Origin of the sequence: Shewanella maritima (genome assembly GCF_004295345.1) — a bacterium.
Lineage (GTDB): Bacteria > Pseudomonadota > Gammaproteobacteria > Enterobacterales > Shewanellaceae > Shewanella > Shewanella maritima.
Genome location: NZ_CP036200.1, coordinates 3,692,371 through 3,711,281, shown reverse-complemented (window position 1 = coordinate 3,711,281; position 18,911 = coordinate 3,692,371). Strand labels below are relative to the sequence as shown.

Sequence of the window (18,911 nt, the reverse complement as noted above, 5' to 3'; positions counted from 1 at the left end):
CGCCAAACTAAACCGTTTGCAGCCCAAATTGGTGGATTTTGTTGATTAAATCTCGATGTTCGGGCAACTCAGCTAATAACTGATTAGCCATTGACTCGATAGCCAGGTTGCCTTTGCCTGCGCTTTTGTTTGATTGTGAAGAGGCAGCCACAAAGTCGCCCTTAAACTTCATTCCATTAAGGACGTATAAATAGTTGTCTAAATTGAACACTTCAAAGCGCGAGAAAAAATCATCCGTAATCGGCATAGCTGTTTGCCATAATGCTAACCTTTGCTTTAATCCATCAGGGATCGATTCAGCAGCGCGGTTATCAATCCAAAACTGACTATCAATTCTGTCTGACAGGCAATAATGCAGTTTGGCAAATTCCACTACCCGCTCCCATGCGTAAGTCATCGTATGATTGAAGCGCTCGCGCAATAAACTTATTTGTTCGGTTGAGCTTGGGAAACGCTTAGCGAGGTAATCTGCGCTAAAGTCGGTGAGCAAAATTGAGGTTGCTTCAATTGGTTCAAGAAACCCCTGCGTTAAGCCAAGTGCCACACAGTTTTGCTGCCAAAACTGCTTTCGATAACCTACCTTCATGGGTATTTGTCTAATGCTAGCTTGTGCAGCTGCCTCGCCTAAATATTTGGCAAACTTATCTTGTGCCTGCTCGCTTGAGATATGATTGTCTGAAAATACTAAACCGCAACCTCTGCGGCTCGGCAGTGCGATATCCCAAATCCACCCTGCTTGATGAGCTGTTGCTAGCGTATAAGGCGGCAAAGCTTGTGACTCATCGGTTGGCACCTGAGCAACCAGCGCTTGGTTAACAAACAACTGCGAGGATTTATCCACAAAATCACTTTTTAACACCTTGGCATGCAAAATCGACTCAAAACCACTGCAGTCAATATAAAAGTCGAACTCACGCTCAGGCTGCGCGCTATGCTTATCCAATATAAGCGATTTAATCGCGCCGTTGGCGTGCAGCTTGGCATCAAGTACATTCGCTTTAACATGCTCGACATTAAATTTGCCCTTGGCATTGTCACCTAGGAGCTGAGCAAACTTAGCTGCATTTAAGTGATAGGCATAGCCACAAACAGATTCATATTCTGGCGTTGTAATTTGCTTAGGGGCTAAATTGGCTTCACAGGCGGCAAACTGAGGTGAAACGGTTTGAGCATAAGCGCTATCTGTTTGACTACTTTGCCAATCTTGATACCACGCCTTTGAGTGTTGGTCGCCAAACCGAAATGGGTTGTCGAACAAGTGATGATAAAAGTTACCCTCGCCATGAAGCTGTTTATTAAGCCAATTTTGAAATTTAATCGATTGCTTGAACGACACATCGCAACTACGAATAAACTCGGTTTCACGGATCCCAAAGCGCTTTAAGGTCTGTCTAATAGACGGCACTGTACCCTCACCGACACCAATTGTTGGAATGTCGGGCGACTCTATAAGCGTTAGCTGAATAGCACGCCCAGCAAGGGCTAGCCCTAAGTGATTCGCAGCAAGCCAACCTGCTGTGCCGCCGCCAATAATAGCAACTTTAGATATTTGCACTTATCCATCCTCTAAAAAACAAAGCCAGCTACTGGGGTAACTGGCTTTGATGCTTTGCTTAGTTAAAGACTTTCAAATCAGAGATTAGAATCTTAACGTCATACCTAACTTGTAACGAGCCTCACCTTCAAAGCTCCATGCCGGGTAACCATCTTTAAGCTCAGGCTTCACCTCAGCACCAGATGGCGCGATACCTTTTTGAATGCTGTCTTCTTCAAGTAGGTTAACTACTTCAAAGGTCACACCTAGGTAGTCAGTGATTGCATAGCTAGCACTTAAATCAAGTGTACCGTATGCCTCATGCTCACGGTTGCCGTAGAAGTATGGCAGCTCGCGGATCATATACTCACTACGCCAGTTATAAGCTACGCGCGCTGCAAAATCATCCATCTCATAGAAACCAACTAGGTTAACAGTGTGCTTAGATGAATCTGAGAACACGCTGATTTCATCAGGGTAGTTCGATGCTGGGGCATCAGATTCTGCAAATGTATAGTTAGCCGAATAACCTAGGCCATTATCAAACGCATCTTGAAGTTGTAACTCGATACCTTTAATTGTGCCGCCGGTACCATTTGTTTTGGTTGATACAGTCCAGTTATCTACACCAGAATCTGGGTCAACAATACCCACTTGCTGATCAAGCAGCTGCTCTGTCGTAATGAATGAGCTAATGTCCTTGATAAAGTATGTAGCACTTACAAGTCCATCAGGGCTGAAGTACCACTCAACGCCTAAATCGGCTTGGGTAGCTTTGTAAGGGTTAAGGCCAACGTTACCCGTGTTAACCACTTCATTACCAGCAGTACCATCCGCATAACCCACTAACGCTGAAGATGCGAACATATCTGCATAGTTAGCACGCGAAATAACCTGCGCAGCCGATGCACGAATAATCACATCTTGGGTCACGTCAAACGCAACGTTGATGCTTGGTAACACGTCGCTGTAGCTAGCTTTGTCTTTGCTGAGGTTATCCGCATAAGTACCATCAGCTTGCAGGGCATAGTAGTCAGATTCAGCATCAGTCGAGATGTAACGTAAACCAAAGTTACCGCGGATACCTTCAGCTTCAAAATCAGCCATTAAGTAAAGCGCTAGGTTCTTCTCATTAATGGTACCGTAACCCGATTTGTATACTGCACCTTCACTTGAGAAACCTTCGATAGCTGCGTATGCATCGTTAATCATCGCATCAAGGTTTGGCTTAGGTAGTGTAAAACCGGCGCCTGAAGAAACTTGACCATTGTAATATGCTGAAGCGTCTTTAGCGGCAACATCAGCAGCGACAATTGCAGGTAGCGTTAGCTGCTTTACATCATGGTCTGCATAACGCACACCTGATTTAAACGAAGTAATCGCACCCAGCTCTACTGGGACTGTGACATCAAACTGAGCATAGGTTTCTTCATCTGAGTTTGGTTGCTTCTTAAGCGACCAACCTGCTGGTGATAATTGGCCACCAAAATCTTCTGCAGTGAAGTTCTTGTTTGCAATATCAATGTTGATCACATCGCCTGTTGCATCATAAGTACCAGCAAAGTCTGCAGGTGTACCTAACCAGAAACCATAGTTTGCAGTTAAGTCAGTACCACCTTCAGATTTGGTGTTACCCACACGACCTTCTAGGGTAAAGTTGTCAGCCTCATAAGCGAAGTCGAAGTCGACCGTTTTTGAGTCCATGCTCGCTTTACGTGCCCAGGTTTGTGCCCAGCCAGGGTTAGTATCGTTAGCGTCACGGCGATAGAAAGTACAAGTACCTGATGCGTTGCGCTGTTCACAAGCAGCATCTTTATCATCAGGGAACATAACGAACAACGAGGTATTAGCATTGTTTGCTTTCATGTCTAAAGACATTAAGTTCAAACCAAGAGAAAGCTGCTCAGTTGGTCGATATTGGAAAGCGGCATTCAGTGCAGTGCGCTCACGCTCTTGCTCAAATGTTGATGGAACAATATCACCCCAGCCAACAAGTGACTCAATACCATTGCGTTGATAGTTTGTCTCAGAACCTGCTGCAGATACTAAGAAACCAAATGTTTCGTCTTCATTCTTCCAGCTGTAAAGGCCTGATAATTCAGGGTCTGTCTCTTCAGAGATTGAGCCATAATCGCCTTTTGCGCTTAAGAACACGGTATTTGAATCTAAGTCTAGTGGCTTGCGAGTTTCAACAATCACAGTACCACCCACGCCACCTTCTGGCATATCGGCGCGAGAAGACTTATGAACCACAATCGAGCCAACCATTTCTGGTGGAAGTAGGCTGTAGTTGAAGCTGCGGTCAATATCTTGCTGATCATACCAACCAGTAGAAGCAACACTGTGGCCATTAAGTAGCGTACGAGTTAGGCGACTTGAAGCACCACGAATCGATACTTGCGAGCCTTGACCGAACTGACGGTTCACTGAAACGCCAGGAATTCGACCTAATGACTCACCGATATCACTATCGGGGAACTTACCAATGTCTTCTGCGGTAACCGCATCGACAACAGAGTTAGAAAAGCGCTTCTCGTTCACCGAAGCTTTCAAAGATGCGCGCATACCACGCACTTCAATCTTTTCAATATTCTCATCATTTACTGGCTCTGCTGCAGTCACTCCTGTTGAGATCATGCCGCCCATAAGCAGAGCAATAGTAGTTGCTAGTGGTGTTTTCTTTAAGGTAGATGGTCGCATCTTTGTTTCCCTTTCCATAACTTATTATCGTTTTATGTTCATAACCATTTCCGAAGAAATGACAACGCTGTCATGTCTAGGCTAAACATTACACAATAATTAACAGTTGCGCCACAACAAAATAAACAATTCGATCACAAAACCATAATTCAGCGTGACAAGCATCAAACTAGATTTAAACTATTCGTGATTTAAATCAATAGATTAGTAAGCATGGATTTATTGATGAAATTTACTCAGATTTTTTCGTTTATAAAACAACCAAGTTTGGCATAAGTAAATAAATTGCACTTTTTTCATCGAAAGTAGGCTTATTTGTAATACATTATTAAAAGACAAATTCGCCACTATATTCAGGTCAAATTAAGCGGAGAATCAACCTAGAGAGGTTTAATAGAAAGCAAATGATCATTGCCAAATCATCAAAAACTGCGCACTATGGATTTTTAACAATTACGCAAACTTGTGTAGAATAGCCACTTTAGAGCAAATACACTTAACTTGCCCTATTTTACCCGCGATTAACTAGGCGTGGTTCGATAAGAGCGCTTTGAGCATCAATATGAAAGTTACTATTAATGACGTTGCTAAACATGCTGGCGTGTCCATAAAAACCGTCTCGCGTGTGACCAACAAAGAGCCTTCGGTAAGACAGGCAACAATCGATAAGGTTAACAAAGCTATTGCAGAGTTGAACTATCAACCTAATGTTGCTGCGCGTAACCTTGCCAGCACCAGCTCTTACGTTATTGGTTTTATTTATGACAATTCAAATGCTTATTACGTAATTGATATGCAAAATGGTATTTTGTCGTCTTGCCGTGATAAAGGCTTTGAACTGCTGATTCATCCGTGTAACTCCCGCTCAGAAAATATCTGTCAAGAGCTCACCTCTATGGTCAAGCAGTCTAGACTAGCTGGATTAGTGCTCACGCCGCCTATGTCGGAAGACCCAAATATTCTAGCAGCGCTCGACTCAATAAACGCTAACTATGTGCGTATTATTGCTGGAGAAAACTCAGACAGCGAAGATGCGCTAACTGTGCTGGTTAACGACCAACATGGTGCGACAGCAATTACTGAACACCTCATTGAACTTGGCCACCAGCATATTGGATTTATTAGCGGTGATCAGCAGCATGAATCAACCATTGAGCGTTTTAATGGCTTTAAGCTAGCGCTAGAGAAGCATCAACTGGAAGTAAAACCCGAATGGATCCTACAAGGACAATATTCGTTTGAGTCAGGTGTCAACTGCGCCAATCAAATGCTAGAGCTAGCATATAAACCAACCGCAATCGTAGCCTGTAACGATGAAATAGCGGCTGGTGCATTGTTTGCAGCAAGGCTAGCTGGGCTCGATATTCCAAAGCAACTATCTATTGTGGGTTTTGAGGATAGCCCGTTTTCGCGTCAAACTCTGCCAAAACTAACAACGGTGCATCAACCGAATATTGAAATTGCTAAGGTCGCAACCGATTTACTCATTGATAAACACCGCAAAACACTTAAACACAATACTAAAGTGTTTACCCCAGAGCCGGTGATAAGGGATTCGACTCAGGCTCCTTGCTAGTGGTTCATTAAAACCAGAGTATTCGCGACAAGCTATAACCAATAGTCACCTATAAAAATAGCCTCATTAAGAGGCTATTTTTGATTGCAATGGCAAGATAAAAGCTTAAACCGCGTCTTCGTTCTCTTCGCCAGTACGGATACGAATAACGCGCTCTACATCAGTCACAAAGATTTTACCATCGCCAATCTTACCAGTGCGTGCAGTGTCAACAATCACATCAAGTGCTTGGTCTAGTACATCATCTTGAATAACAAGCTCAATTTTTACCTTAGGTAAAAAATCAACCATGTACTCAGCACCACGGTAAAGCTCAGTATGACCTTTTTGACGACCAAAACCTTTTACCTCAGAAACTGTCATTCCCGTAATTCCGATATCAGCCAAAGACTCTCGAACATCATCTAATTTAAACGGTTTAATGATCGCTTCGACCTTTTTCATTTACTCACTCCTTAAATTACGCGAATGCTCCTTTTGAATACCGTTAGCTTGGATTCAAAGGACGAATATTGCAATAGTCTACTGCATAAGCGCCAATTTACTCAATCATTTCAAATAGCAAGGCACAAACAAAAAAACTCGACTATACTCTCACTCCTGCCACAGGATTTGGCGGGCGCTTTTATTAAGCACAACATTCAAGGATGAAACATATGCATACGCGCACTCAGGGCTTTAGCCTAATTGAGCTAATGACGACTTTAGTTATTGCTAGCTCACTTACCCTCACAGCACTACCAAGCTTTTTGGCTTTAAAGCAAAAAATCCGCAGCCAAACCCATGTAAGTAAAGTTCAGAGCTTTATTCAATTAGGCCGTAATCATGCCCTCACTTATGGCAAACCCGTGACGATTTGCCATCTAGAAAATAATCGCTGTGACAATAACTGGCAATTAGGCATGACCGCTTTTTTTGACTCAGGAACGAGAAATCAGTTAGATGGGGATGACAAAATTATCAAGGTTTTCGAGGCTTTTCCCACGCAAGATATTGCCTATTACAACCGCAAAGCCATCCGTTTTAAAATCGACGGCTTTGCATCTGGCACCAATGGCACTTTTAGATATTGCCCAGATACTAACACTAGTCCCCACTCTAGGGCTGTGATCGTCAATCAAGCTGGCAGAGTGAGATTTTCTACAGCTAAGAAAATTGAATGTAAGAGTTAATTCTCAGCTCTGGCAAGTTCATCGCAATACTGTATTGACGCTGATTTTCCTTTATACTTATTCATATATAAGAAAAAGGAAAATCACATGAAACGGCAAAATGGATTCACTGTTGTAGAGTTGATGGTAACACTTATCGTCGCTGGTATCTTAATAGCAGTGGCAGTGCCTTCTCTGACTAATTTGTACTATGGCACACGCGCCAAATCAGCAATTAGTGGTATCGAGTCTGCGATTATGTTTGGCCGCAGCCAGGCGGTTAGTTTCAGCCGCAATGTGAGTATTTGCCCAGGTACGGGTGGTGGTTGCACTGGCGATTGGATTGATGGCTATAACGTTATTTTAGACTCTGCCTCAAACGGGACTAAAGATGCAAATACAGATGCTCTTCGCGTGCTAGATGGATTTAACGATAAAGACTTCATTAAAGTATCGACTAGCTCACCAATCTCATTTAATGCTGATGGCATGCTTAATGGTACATCGCAAATTACCATTAACTATTGTCCAGAGAGTAAAACCAGCGAATATTCTAAAGGTATCGTTGTTAGTGTTTCAGGTAAGATTAGCTCGGCAACGACTACGGTTAATTGCAGTTAAAGGCGTTACAACCAGCTAAGTGGATAACGATAGAAACTTGAAACCGCAATTTACAATTTTAAAACCAACACTAAAATGGGCCTTGCTAGGTAATTAGCAAGGCCCATTTTATATTGGTGTTAATACGTCTAACTTTTAGTATTTAATCTAGTTTGCCCAACAAGCCGCTGGTGATTTAACACCGTCAGAATCAAGTTGTATCTCTTTACATGCATCATCTCTAGTCTTTTGCACACCGATAGCTGCAGCAACCAGTACAAAGCGGCTGCTATTTGCGGTTGTTGCCTTTACCTCATACAAACCGTTTTCAACCTCATGGGTCTTATTGTTAGTAGGAGCATTCAAACCTAAACGTCGCATATTATTAGTGTACGTTTTGTGGTCTAAATAATACTGTTCCTGCCTGTTGGATGCATTCATCAGAGCAGCAAGTGCATCAGAACGAGCCCCTTTAGCAACAAACTGAGTATACGAAGGGTAAGCAATTGAGGCCAAAATACCAATAATAACTACAGTTATCATGGCCTCAATAAGAGTAAAACCGTGTTGATTATGTGACTTAATTGTCATTTCTAGTTCTCGTTCAAGTGGTAGTAAATTTGGTTAACCCCAAGGCCGCCACCAACACAAGCGTCGTCACCGGGAGGACAACCATCATCAAGTAACGCATCTTCCTTATCCATTTGGTTGGCGGCATCACCAATACCAATAAGGTACATATAGCTGTCGCTGGAACCATTCTTTGGAATAATCAATGTTGGCGTATCCGGCACTTGTTCACCTATATCAAAGTAGTCCTTAGAATGGCTGTATGCTCGAACACCTTTATGCAAGTCAAAGCCATATAGTCTACCCTGCCCTGGAACTAAACAAGAGTTGTCAGTTGCGCCTGTTTCTGGCACATAAGATGTAAAGAACACCCGCCCTTGAACAATAGTCGCAGCGGATAGCGACTTCTCACCCGCATCGGCAAAACTATAATACCAACCTCGTTTAGTGCCAAAAGTAATTAATTCACTCTCACTCGCTGGAGGCGTAGCTGTTACGTCATATAAATCGCTGATTGTAAGAGTATCAGGCGTATCATTACCCGCAGCGCTACTAAAAGACTTAGACACAATGTTCCGGTCCTGGAACAAGAAGAACTTGTCTTGACGAGTCTTATTCAATGGATGAGGTCGATGACCGGTACCAATAGCTATAGCGTCATACGGAATACTCTGATGTTGAGTCGTCACATGCTCTACGCCCTGAGTATCTGTATACGTATGCTCAGCAACATTACTAAATGCTGTTTGCGCGATAACAGGTTCCGCAAAGAAACGTCTATCTGACGATGTGGTATTCCCGCCCATACTTGCAAATTTGAAAGCGGACCAAGGGTTACTAGTATCAGTCGGTAACCCAGGTAAATCCAAACGCCAAACATTTGCACCAGTATCGGTCACATAGATTCTGTCTGTCAGTTGGTTGTTATCACTGTCTAATACAGCAACCTTATTTGGAACACTGTCAACTAGACCGGGCATTACAGTATCAGCACCAGTGGATGACTGGCCAAACATGTGTACCTTAGATCCAGAATTAGCATCTAGGATATAAACCCCGGCTCCCGTGGTATCATTTGAGCCTACTGAAGCACCGTCTTTTGTGGTCGGGTTATATCCTGAACCAACAATTAGCACAGGCTTTGCATCACCAGCCGTTGTAGCACCAGCAGGCCACCCAGCCACTTTAGTGATGACAGGCTCGGACCAACTTTCACCCATAGTAGAGTAATTGCTTACGCTTTTGACCCATTTGAGCTTAGGAGCGTCAGGATCTGTAACATTCAGTGCATAGTATGAGGTACCACCACGGCGCATACCAAAGAAGACCCAAGCTTTTTTCACTGTACCGCTGTTATTACGCTCAATATAAGCAACTGGGGAACTGTCTAGTCCATAAATAGAATGCACACCAGTTTGTGGGTTATCACGCAAACCTTTTACATTTGGCAGTAACTCGAGAGGCATGAATGCCCATGACTCCTCAACACTGCCATTACCATCTTTCTCGGTATCTTTAAACATGTGCATAAAGCCATGATTGGTACCCATGAGAATACGAATATTAGGCGACGCTTCGGTGCCATAGTTAATCACCAGTGGGCGTGAATGGAGAGGGTCACCAATAATATCTTGGCGTAGATACGGCGCTGAAGCACCAGCTTCATCGCTGTATACTTCATCGTCAACGTTAACACCGCGAGCCCAATCCAGAGTCGAATCAATATCGTCTTTCGTTACGCCCATATAATCTGCAAGCTTAGTGTCAGTGTTCAGCGCTGAATTTAACTTAATATTGGTCTTATTAAAGGTAACAAGATCACCCGAATTACCCTTATTGATAAGAACTTTACGACTAGATACGCTGGTTCTGTAAGTACTGCGCATTACAGCAGCAACACCGCCATCTTCTACGTTATAACCAGCGTAATCGCTGCCGCTACAGTCCGTTGTCCAAAGCGGACACGCATCTTTTGCGATGCTGCCAGTAGAGTCGATAGCATCGTTGTCATTTTTGTCGACCACATTGCCGTCAGATTGCACTTTAAATTTCTTCAAGTTACCCGACCAACGAGGTCCTTTATCTGGAAGGAACATAGCGAAATAAGCGGCATCACCTGTTTGAGTTTTATCAAGCACTACAGATGGTGAAGTGAAGCTAGCATCCTGGCTATTAATCTCAGCAAGCACATTGAGTAGAGATGCTTTAAGCTCTTGTGCAGAATTAGCTGGGTAATACTTACCACCGGCATTTTCAGCTGTTGCTTTAAGTATTGGCGCGGCGTTCGCGGCACCAGAACTAAAACCAATGGTATGGGTAGTTACTGATTGAACACCAGGAATATTACTATTGACGTCATTGGTGTACATCCATTTCGCAACTGAAGGCATTAAATTAGTAGTTGTCTTGCCACTCCAAACAACATCTACACCGATAGATAAATCAACACCTGGAAGTTTTTTAATATCAGCATCAGCATTGTGATCATTATTAGGAATACCATCAGTTACGTAAATGATGGACGCTTTTGACTGACAGAGCTTATTTTCGAAAGGGTTTTTATACACGCCATTTGACTCAATCGAAGAATCATAAGTTGGGTTTGAAGTCGAACCACTAGTTTCATGGGCAAACTTAACTGGCTTACCAAACAAGTAACTATAGGCTTCATATAAGGTTTCACAAAGGGGCGTGTAGTTGCCATTGATCGAATAAGAGTTTTTAATGATATCAATGGTGGCATTTTTGTTGGCAATACTGTCAGGACGGAAACCTTGAATGATGCGACCACCATCCTGACTATTGTTAGAGTTTTTATTGAAAATTGCTAAGCCAAAGTCAACACCAGGGGTGTTAACTACGATTTCTTCCAATACCCGCTTTGCAACATCCATACGAGTATAAGAACTACCATTAGGCCAACCATTTGGCTTGTTATCTTTATGATACCAATCAATATACTCTTTAGTATAAAGGTATACAGGATCACCTAAACCAAACTCGGTAAGTTTAGCTTTCTCGATATCGTTGTTATAAGGTGAACTAAGGTCATCAACTGGGTAACCAGTAGGCTGCCCAGAACCGTTACGGGTCTCTTGTTCGGCAATGTCTTCATAACAATCTAACACTGAGATATGTGAACCGTCATAAAGCGGCAACTTGGACCATTTAGAATTAAAGTAGTGTCGGAAGTAACCAGTATAAGTACCGTAGTCTTTTAGAAATTCTTTGGATACATGGCAACCATTTTTTGCATAGGTAAAGAACTGAGTACTAGTCGCTTCAGGAACTTCTTTCGCATCGTGAGAAAAGTAGATTTTGGTCGATGAGCTAATGCTCGGCTGGTCATGGAATGTGGGTGCTGTAAACTTGTTATCGCCCATACTTCCTGAGGTATCGAGGACAATAAGTACTTGCGGGTTATCGTTACTACGAATTGAAGACTCCAATACGTACAACTCAGTATCATCAGCTAGAGCTGGTGCCATAGAGGTTGCAGCGCTACCAATAGCCAAAAAGGTCGCGGCAAAAAACGAATGTTTAAATAACATATCCTAACTCCCTTTGAGCACTTCTTGCTCAATACCTGATGTTACGGTGAGCTCACCATAACCACCTCGGCCAAATTCGACCGTGCTGCTGACCTCGATCCTTCGACAGCCAATTAAGTTTGCAGCGCTTGCCTTCTCACTGCGTTGACAACTCACCTCAATACCTGGGTCGTTTAAAGGCATTAATGAAATTGTCTGCGAGCCGTCCATCTCGCTCACGTTCTGCACTGCTGTATTTGTGGTACTGAACTGATAAAAGTCACTTTTATCAATCACAGTACTCAAGCCACCCTGCGCTTGCATTGTTGCCGCCACCCTGTCACCGCCGGGCACCAGCCATTCGCAGCGACTGAGAAGAGTTGACAGCAAGTGCAACCCCTATAATCGTCATTAAAATCAGCACAATAAGCGAGAAAAACAACACTAATCCTTGCTGATGCCTTATTGAACTCAAATTCTTCATTTGCAGACCCTTATTTTGTTTAGGTTCTTATTAATACGGGGTTTTCTAGTACCACCGTGGTCGACATCACACGTCGACGATAGTGCTCATAATTTGGGTCTGAGCTATTAGCACTTGAAGCACCACTGATCTCTTTGTCACCTAAAGTATAAGTAACATCATTACTATATGTGCGGTCTGGTTGAACTGATCTCACTAACACGAATATTTTTACGGCGACTAAGCGTTGAAAACCCTGGTTGTCCCACATAAACGTGGATACATCTTCAGCAGGTAAAAACACATCCGGTGTTGAATCACCATCATTATCAAAACCATACATAAAGCGTAAATTTTCGATACCCTCAACTAACTGTTCTTCATTGCTCATACCATTCGAGATGTTTAAGCTGCGGCGTTTAAGCACAGGGATATTATTGTCAGTTTCAACAAAATAAACATGATGCTGATACTCCCACAAACGGCTATTTAGTTTGGTAGGAGGCGTGGCGCTACCATTAAAAAATTCAATTTCGTTGGAAGTCACCGAAGCGTAATATCGGTTTGATTCTAAATCAGCAGCAGCGAGTGATGGTCCCATCAAGCGCTTAACTTGAATAATGTCTGTGCCTTTATCCGGCGTTAACGCAGAGTTACAGTTTATCTCGACCGTAGTTTTATACTCAAAGCCCCAAAGTCTGCGAAAGTGAGCAGGAACATTTTCAGGAAAGGTCTCATTGTTGACGCCGCCACCTACACAATCAGAAGTTACCGCAGTGGCACTGTTGGTAGTATTGGTATTGAGGATCATCTCTGTGCCAGTTAGATCGCCGAAAAAGCCCAATTGGTTGATATCACGTTCCATCAATGTCAGCGCGATACGGCCATTTTCTTGAAGTTGATTAAACTGACTTGTCGTAGTCACATTAGACGATGACATGTTAAACATGGTAAATAGGCCGGCAGACAAAAATAAGCTGATGACCATCGCGACCATTAACTCTACTAATGACATGCCTCGTTGATGTATTAACTTTGTCATAGTCATTGCCTAAAAGATTGCCGTTTGAATTTCATAGGTTCGTTTCTTGTTATTCGAACCACCACAGTTTTTCACGTAGTCAGTTTGCCCCTGCTGACTTGAGTTAAATTTACGTACGCTTGCCCAGGTCATCACTACGGTTACATTATTACCCTCTACGTATACGCAAGCGGTTGGGTCAGGTAAACCACCAACTCCTGAGCCGCCCGACATTTCTGCATCACCAATAAATAGTTTTTGCCAGTCAAATAGATCCCATTCGCGCATTTCAATCGCAGTACACACTGCACCTTCGTCGCACATTTTTCCCGGAGTCACTAATGACTGCCCTGTGTAGCTAGTACCTGAAGCACTACCGTAGTTCGCCAATTCAGCCACGTTTAAGCGCATGCGGTTAATAATGTCATTGGCATAATAAGACGCCTGAGTCTGTTGGAACGACTCAAAACTACCTTGCTTGGAGACAATATGAAGATTAAAAATACCAATTAACCCAATCACCAGAATGACCAGGGAAACCATTACTTCAATCAACGAGAAACCTTTTTGCTTAACTGACCTCAACGTCAATCCTCCATAATTTGTCAGTTTTTTGACCTTGCTAATCGACGTTTACCTTTATAAATCTTAAACTTAGCTAATTACGATTAATTAACCATCATAACCGAACTGGCTAATCTCATCTAGTATCAAAATTGTATATTAAACATATTTGATATATTCAATCGAAAGACTGACTACACAAGTGTTATTACACCTATATCTATTAAGTTTATATCGTCAGATAAACAAAAACCTAAAGCTAGGCTTTAGGTTTTCAGGGATACAGCACAGCGTTTTCTCTCGCTCACAACATCGATGAAAAGGTGGGAGCTATATAAGCTGTTGTTTATCTTAGCTCTGCAGGTACGGCGAATACTGTATCCTCTTTACGACCCTCAACTTCAGTGACTGCACTTGGGGCGAGTTTAGCAATGGCTTCCACTACCTGTTGAACCAACACTTCAGGAGCAGAGGCACCAGCGGTAACGGCAACGCGCTTAACATCATTAAACCAATTCACATCAACATCATCAGCGTTATCGACTAGATAAGCTTGTACATTTTGCTTTTCAGCGAGTTCACGTAAACGGTTTGAGTTCGAACTGTTCTTTGAGCCAACTACGACCATTAAGTCAACATCGCTCGACATGTTACGTACCGCATCTTGACGGTTTTGCGTCGCGTAGCAAATATCATCTTTGCGCGGGCCTTCAATACTTGGGAACTTCTGTTGCAGTGCAGCAATGATATCAAGGGTGTCATCCACTGACAGTGTAGTTTGAGTCACAAAGCATAGGTTATCAGGGTCGTTAACTTTTAATGCAGCCACATCTTCAGGAGACTCTACTAAGTACACGCCACCATTTTTATTGTCATATTGACCCATGGTACCTTCGACTTCTGGGTGACCTTCGTGACCAATCAAAATGCACTCAATGCCCTTACGGCTGGCTCGAGTGACTTGTAAATGTACTTTAGTCACTAATGGGCAGGTTGCATCAAATACCTTTAAGCCGCGATCTTTTGCTTCCTTACGTACGGCTTGAGACACACCATGGGCACTGAAAATAACAATGCAGTCATCTGGTACCTGGTGCAGTTCATCAACGAAAATTGCACCACGTTGCTTTAAGTTTTCAACCACATAACGGTTGTGCACCACCTCGTGACGTACATAGATTGGCGGTTCAAATAACTCGAGTGCACGCTCAACGATGCTAATGGCGCGATCAACACCAGCGCAAAAACCACGTGGGTTAGCCAATAAGATATTTAACTCTGGAGAAGTTGGATCTACTTTTAACATATGGTTAGTCCTACTAGCTTACCGCTAGTCGTCTTGGTTCAATTCCTATTGGGTTAATACTTCAACCACGTCAAGCTCAAAAGTTACCTTGTGACCCGCTAGCGGATGATTTAAGTCAACTGTCACCGAGTCACCAGCAAGGTTTCTAACGATACCCGGAATTTCGCTGCCGCCAGGCCCTGCGAAACTGACAATCACGCCCTCTTCCAGTTTCATATCGGCAGGGAAACGGCTACGGTCTAAGTGATGAATAGCATCCGGGTTCGACTCACCAAAGGCATCAATAGGCTCAAGCGTAAAGGTATGCTTGTCTCCTGCTTTTAGCGCTTTAATCTGGGCTTCAAAAGCTGGGCTCAAACTCTGATCGCCTAAGTTTAACTTAGCTGGCTTACCTGAAGCCTGAGTGCTATCAGCGGTCGAGCCGTCTTCTAGCTTGATATTCATATGACAAACAATGGCAGAGACTTCAGACATACTATCACTCACTTGTTATTCTTGTTGTTTAGCTATTTTACTCGGCTAGCTTTTTTTGGCTTTTTCGTTACCGGAGTCTTGATTTTCAGCGCTGAATGATTCCCAGATGATGAGTACTGCACCAACGAAAATAGCAGAGTCCGCAATATTAAATGCAGGGAAATGACTGGTATTCCAGTAAAAATCTAAGAAGTCGACCACAAAACCATGCATCAAGCGATCAACTAAATTACCTAAGGCGCCACCAATAATAAGGGTGTATGCCAAATTAGCGCGCCACATACTGGCTGGTTGCTTACGCAGCCAGTAAGTCAATACCACGCTAAAACCAATCGCGATAATGGCAAAAAACCAACGCTGCCAGCCACCCGCTTCACTTAAAAAGCTAAATGCTGCACCTGGATTTTGTACGTAGGTAAAGTTAAAAAAAGGTAGAAGCTGTACACGCTCGTACAGCTCGAAATTTGCTAACACCCATTGCTTTGATAGCTGATCAGCCACAAAGGCTAATACAGCTACCCAGTACCAACGAATGCCACTTTCCATTAACTTAAGAGGCATTGTTAGTCCTTATGCAAAGTCACGCTTCTCGCCGTCACCTTCGATATTGGTTACACAGCGTTGACATAGTGTTGGATGCGCTTCGATTGAACCGACTTCATCGCGGTAATGCCAGCAGCGTTCACATTTGTGTGCTTCGCTCTTGGCCACAGCAAGCTTAAGGTTTGCTAACTCAGTTTCAACTGCGTCTGCACCAGCTTGGTCTAAGTCAACCACCGTCACGCCTGAAGTTAGCAATACAAAACGCAACTCGTCGCCCACTTTAGCTAACGCTTGTTTTAACTCAGCATCAGCGTAAAGCGTTACGTTAGCTTCGAGTGAACCACCAATGCGCTTATCACGACGAGCTTGCTCAATCACCTTGTTTACTTCAGTACGTACAGTCAGTAGTTGCTGCCAATATTCGTCACTTAAATCGTTTTCAACAGTGACCGACTCTAAACCTTGGTACCATTCTTCAGTAAACACATACTCACCGCGCTCACCTGGAAGTAACTGCCACACTTCATCAGCTGTGAAGCTCAAGATTGGCGTCATCCAGCGCACCATAGCCTCGGCAATGTGGTACAGCGCAGATTGACAACTACGACGAGCATGACCTTCTGCTTTAGCTGTGTACTGACGGTCTTTAATGATGTCTAGGTAGAATGAACCTAGCTCAACCGAGCAGAACTGCATTAACTTTTGCGTCACTTGATGGAAATTGTACTGATCGTAGGCAGCAATAATTTCTTCTTGCAGCGCAGCAGCGCGGCGCACAACCCAGCGATCCAGTGCCACCATATCTTGCGGCGCAACCATATCAGTTTCAGGGTTAAAGCCATTCAAGTTAGCCAATAAGAAACGTGCCGTGTTACGAATACGACGATAAGCATCAGCACTACGGTTTAGAATTTCATCAGATACCGTCATTTCACCGCTGTAATCAGTCGCAGCAACCCATAGACGTAGGATGTCGGCACCTAATTTATTAGTCACTTGTAACGGCGTGATCACGTTACCAATAGACTTAGACATCTTTCTGCCCTTACCGTCTACAGTAAAGCCGTGAGTTAGCACTTGCTTGTATGGTGCTTTGCCATTCATTGCAGTTGAGATCATCAATGATGACATAAACCAACCGCGATGTTGGTCGCTACCTTCAAGATATAAATCAACGCCGTGACCATTAAATTCAGGACGCGAATCAACTACTGATGAGAACGTCGAACCAGAGTCGTACCATACATCTAATGTGTCAGTCACTTTACGGTACTGCTCAGCTTCATCACCTAATAATTCCGAGGCGTCTAAATCCCACCAAGCTTGAATGCCTTGCTGCTCAATACGGTGCGCAACACGTTCCATTAGCGAGACGCTATCAGGATGTAACTCTTCGGTTTCGCGATGAACAAACAAGGTGATCGGTACACCCCAAGTACGCTGACGTGAGATACACCAGTCCGGGCGATTCTCAACCATCTTCTCAATACGGCTTTGACCCCAATCTGGTAACCATTGCGTTTTTTCGATTTCAGATAAGGCATTGCTACGCAAACCATTGTTGTCCATAGAAATGAACCATTGCGGTGTTGCGCGGAAGATAATCGGTGTTTTATGGCGCCAGCAATGTGGGTAGCTGTGGCGATAGTTTTCATGGTGCAGCAATACGCCTTTTTCAGCTAACAGCTCTACAATCGCTTTGTTAGCTTTAAATACGTGCTGACCTGCGAAGATCTCCGTGTCAGGCTTATACACACCGTTGTCACCAACTGGGTTTGCCACTTCAAGGTTGTACTTTTGGCCAACCACAAAGTCATCTTGACCGTGACCAGGCGCTGTGTGAACCACACCAGTACCTGCATCTGTTGTTACGTGATCGCCCAAAATAGCTGGCACGTCAAAGCTATAAAACGGATGGTTAAAGCGCATTAGCTCAAGCTCAGCGCCTTTCACTTCACCCAGCACTTTATGCGACTCAGCGCCAAAACGCTCTAGACAAGACTCAACTAGTACTTGCGCTAGAATAAGCGTTTTAGTTTCATCTTCTTTAGTAAACTCAACCAGGGTGTAATCTAAATCAGGGCTGATTGATAGTGCGCGGTTAGCAGGCAAAGTCCACGGAGTTGTGGTCCAGATAACCATAGCGATATCGCCAGTCACCTCAGCGCCAAACTTAGCTGCAACAGCTTGTGGCTCTACGGCATTAAAGGCAACATCAATCGCTGGAGAGGTTTTATCTTCATATTCAACTTCAGCTTCAGCAAGCGCAGAGCCACAGTCAGTACACCAGTGAACTGGTTTTACACCTTTATGTAGGTGACCACTATCAATTACCTTAGCAAGTGAGCGTACAATGTTGGCTTCAGTTGCATAATCCATGGTGAGGTAAGGCTTGTTCCAGTCGGCTAACACACCTAAACGCACGAAGTCATCGCGTTGACCTTCAACTTGCGTCTTAGCGTACTTACGACACTCTTCTCTAAACTCAGCAGCAGAGATTTTGTGACCTGGCTTACCAACCTTTTGCTCAACTTTAAGCTCAATTGGTAGACCATGGCAGTCCCAGCCTGGAATATAAGGCGCATCAAAGCCAGACATCGTCTTAGCTTTAACAATAATGTCTTTAAGGATCTTATTAACAGAGTGACCAATATGAATGCTACCGTTAGCATAAGGTGGGCCGTCGTGAAGAATAAACGGGTCACGACCACTGCGGCTGTCACGGATCTTTTGATAAAGACCATCTTCAGTCCAGCGATTTAGCATTTTTGGCTCACGATTAGCCAAATTACCACGCATCGGAAACTCTGTTTCCGGCAAGTTTAGAGTAGGTTTATAGTCGCTCATTGATCCTATACCGTTAATTTAAAGCTGAATTT

14 protein-coding genes and 1 pseudogene are annotated in these 18,911 nt (G+C 43.6%); 3 read left to right on the top strand and 12 right to left on the bottom strand.

Features of this window, described 5'->3' with window-relative positions; all coding sequences use genetic code 11:
• Nucleotides 1–7: 7 nt before the first annotated feature.
• Nucleotides 8–1,555 (bottom strand): tryptophan halogenase family protein, encoded by a 1,548-nt coding sequence (locus tag EXU30_RS15720; protein WP_130601609.1) that lies wholly within the window; start codon nucleotides 1,553–1,555, stop codon nucleotides 8–10.
• 84 nt (nucleotides 1,556–1,639) lie between these two features.
• Nucleotides 1,640–4,234, bottom strand: a complete 2,595-nt coding sequence (locus EXU30_RS15715) for a TonB-dependent receptor (protein ID WP_130601607.1) — start codon at nucleotides 4,232–4,234, stop codon at nucleotides 1,640–1,642.
• A gap of 562 nt (nucleotides 4,235–4,796) precedes the next feature.
• Here EXU30_RS15715 and EXU30_RS15710 point away from each other — a divergent pair.
• Nucleotides 4,797–5,810 (top strand): LacI family DNA-binding transcriptional regulator, encoded by a 1,014-nt coding sequence (locus tag EXU30_RS15710; RefSeq protein WP_130601605.1) that lies wholly within the window; start codon nucleotides 4,797–4,799, stop codon nucleotides 5,808–5,810.
• A gap of 105 nt (nucleotides 5,811–5,915) precedes the next feature.
• Here EXU30_RS15710 and glnB read toward each other — a convergent pair whose 3' ends face one another.
• Entirely contained in the window at nucleotides 5,916–6,254 is a 339-nt protein-coding gene (glnB, locus tag EXU30_RS15705; RefSeq protein WP_130601603.1) for a nitrogen regulatory protein P-II, read from the bottom strand.
• Nucleotides 6,255–6,466: 212 nt separating this feature from the next.
• Between glnB and EXU30_RS15700 the strand changes: the two genes are divergently transcribed.
• Entirely contained in the window at nucleotides 6,467–6,982 is a 516-nt protein-coding gene (locus tag EXU30_RS15700) for a GspH/FimT family pseudopilin (protein ID WP_130601601.1), read from the top strand.
• Nucleotides 6,983–7,069: 87 nt separating this feature from the next.
• Nucleotides 7,070–7,582, top strand: a complete 513-nt coding sequence (locus tag EXU30_RS15695; RefSeq protein ID WP_130601599.1) for a GspH/FimT family pseudopilin — start codon at nucleotides 7,070–7,072, stop codon at nucleotides 7,580–7,582.
• A 147-nt stretch (nucleotides 7,583–7,729) separates the two neighbouring features.
• Here the strand turns inward: EXU30_RS15695 and EXU30_RS15690 are convergent, their stop codons facing one another.
• From EXU30_RS15690 to ileS, 9 genes and pseudogenes are all read right to left on the bottom strand, one after another.
• A complete protein-coding gene (locus EXU30_RS15690; RefSeq protein ID WP_130601597.1) occupies nucleotides 7,730–8,152 on the bottom strand; it encodes a type IV pilin protein in 423 nt (140 codons plus the stop codon).
• A gap of 2 nt (nucleotides 8,153–8,154) precedes the next feature.
• Entirely contained in the window at nucleotides 8,155–11,682 is a 3,528-nt protein-coding gene (locus EXU30_RS15685; protein WP_242620241.1) for a pilus assembly protein, read from the bottom strand.
• A 3-nt stretch (nucleotides 11,683–11,685) separates the two neighbouring features.
• Nucleotides 11,686–12,127: pseudogene (locus EXU30_RS15680) on the bottom strand (pilus assembly PilX family protein).
• A 37-nt stretch (nucleotides 12,128–12,164) separates the two neighbouring features.
• Nucleotides 12,165–13,166, bottom strand: a complete 1,002-nt coding sequence (locus EXU30_RS15675) for a PilW family protein (protein WP_242620240.1) — start codon at nucleotides 13,164–13,166, stop codon at nucleotides 12,165–12,167.
• A gap of 9 nt (nucleotides 13,167–13,175) precedes the next feature.
• Nucleotides 13,176–13,730: a type IV pilus modification protein PilV gene (gene pilV, locus EXU30_RS15670; protein ID WP_341274634.1), complete on the bottom strand. Its 555-nt coding sequence runs from the start codon at nucleotides 13,728–13,730 to the stop codon at nucleotides 13,176–13,178.
• A gap of 325 nt (nucleotides 13,731–14,055) precedes the next feature.
• Nucleotides 14,056–15,015, bottom strand: a complete 960-nt coding sequence (gene ispH / locus EXU30_RS15665; protein ID WP_130601591.1) for a 4-hydroxy-3-methylbut-2-enyl diphosphate reductase — start codon at nucleotides 15,013–15,015, stop codon at nucleotides 14,056–14,058.
• A 45-nt stretch (nucleotides 15,016–15,060) separates the two neighbouring features.
• Nucleotides 15,061–15,489 (bottom strand): FKBP-type peptidyl-prolyl cis-trans isomerase, encoded by a 429-nt coding sequence (gene fkpB, locus EXU30_RS15660; RefSeq protein WP_130601589.1) that lies wholly within the window; start codon nucleotides 15,487–15,489, stop codon nucleotides 15,061–15,063.
• Between the two features lie 45 nt (nucleotides 15,490–15,534).
• Nucleotides 15,535–16,050: a signal peptidase II gene (gene lspA, locus EXU30_RS15655; protein WP_130601587.1), complete on the bottom strand. Its 516-nt coding sequence runs from the start codon at nucleotides 16,048–16,050 to the stop codon at nucleotides 15,535–15,537.
• Nucleotides 16,051–16,059: 9 nt separating this feature from the next.
• The gene (ileS, locus tag EXU30_RS15650) at nucleotides 16,060–18,879 is read right to left on the bottom strand and encodes an isoleucine--tRNA ligase (protein WP_130601585.1); all 2,820 of its coding nucleotides are present in this window, start codon (nucleotides 18,877–18,879) and stop codon (nucleotides 16,060–16,062) included.
• Between the last annotated feature and the right edge of the window lie 32 nt (nucleotides 18,880–18,911).

Excerpts from the sequence above, each read along its gene's own strand:
- glnB (WP_130601603.1), bottom strand. The coding sequence starts at position 6,254 with ATGAAAAAGGTCGAAGCGATCATTAAACCGTTTAAATTAGATGATGTT.
- EXU30_RS15690 (WP_130601597.1), bottom strand. The coding sequence starts at position 8,152 with ATGACAATTAAGTCACATAATCAACACGGTTTTACTCTTATTGAGGCC.
- EXU30_RS15695 (WP_130601599.1), top strand. The coding sequence starts at position 7,070 with ATGAAACGGCAAAATGGATTCACTGTTGTAGAGTTGATGGTAACACTT.
- EXU30_RS15715 (WP_130601607.1), bottom strand. The coding sequence starts at position 4,234 with ATGCGACCATCTACCTTAAAGAAAACACCACTAGCAACTACTATTGCT.
- ispH (WP_130601591.1), bottom strand. The coding sequence starts at position 15,015 with ATGTTAAAAGTAGATCCAACTTCTCCAGAGTTAAATATCTTATTGGCT.
- EXU30_RS15710 (WP_130601605.1), top strand. The coding sequence starts at position 4,797 with ATGAAAGTTACTATTAATGACGTTGCTAAACATGCTGGCGTGTCCATA.
- EXU30_RS15700 (WP_130601601.1), top strand. The coding sequence starts at position 6,467 with ATGCATACGCGCACTCAGGGCTTTAGCCTAATTGAGCTAATGACGACT.
- EXU30_RS15685 (WP_242620241.1), bottom strand. The coding sequence starts at position 11,682 with ATGTTATTTAAACATTCGTTTTTTGCCGCGACCTTTTTGGCTATTGGT.
- lspA (WP_130601587.1), bottom strand. The coding sequence starts at position 16,050 with ATGCCTCTTAAGTTAATGGAAAGTGGCATTCGTTGGTACTGGGTAGCT.
- EXU30_RS15675 (WP_242620240.1), bottom strand. The coding sequence starts at position 13,166 with ATGACAAAGTTAATACATCAACGAGGCATGTCATTAGTAGAGTTAATG.
- fkpB (WP_130601589.1), bottom strand. The coding sequence starts at position 15,489 with ATGTCTGAAGTCTCTGCCATTGTTTGTCATATGAATATCAAGCTAGAA.
- ileS (WP_130601585.1), bottom strand. The coding sequence starts at position 18,879 with ATGAGCGACTATAAACCTACTCTAAACTTGCCGGAAACAGAGTTTCCG.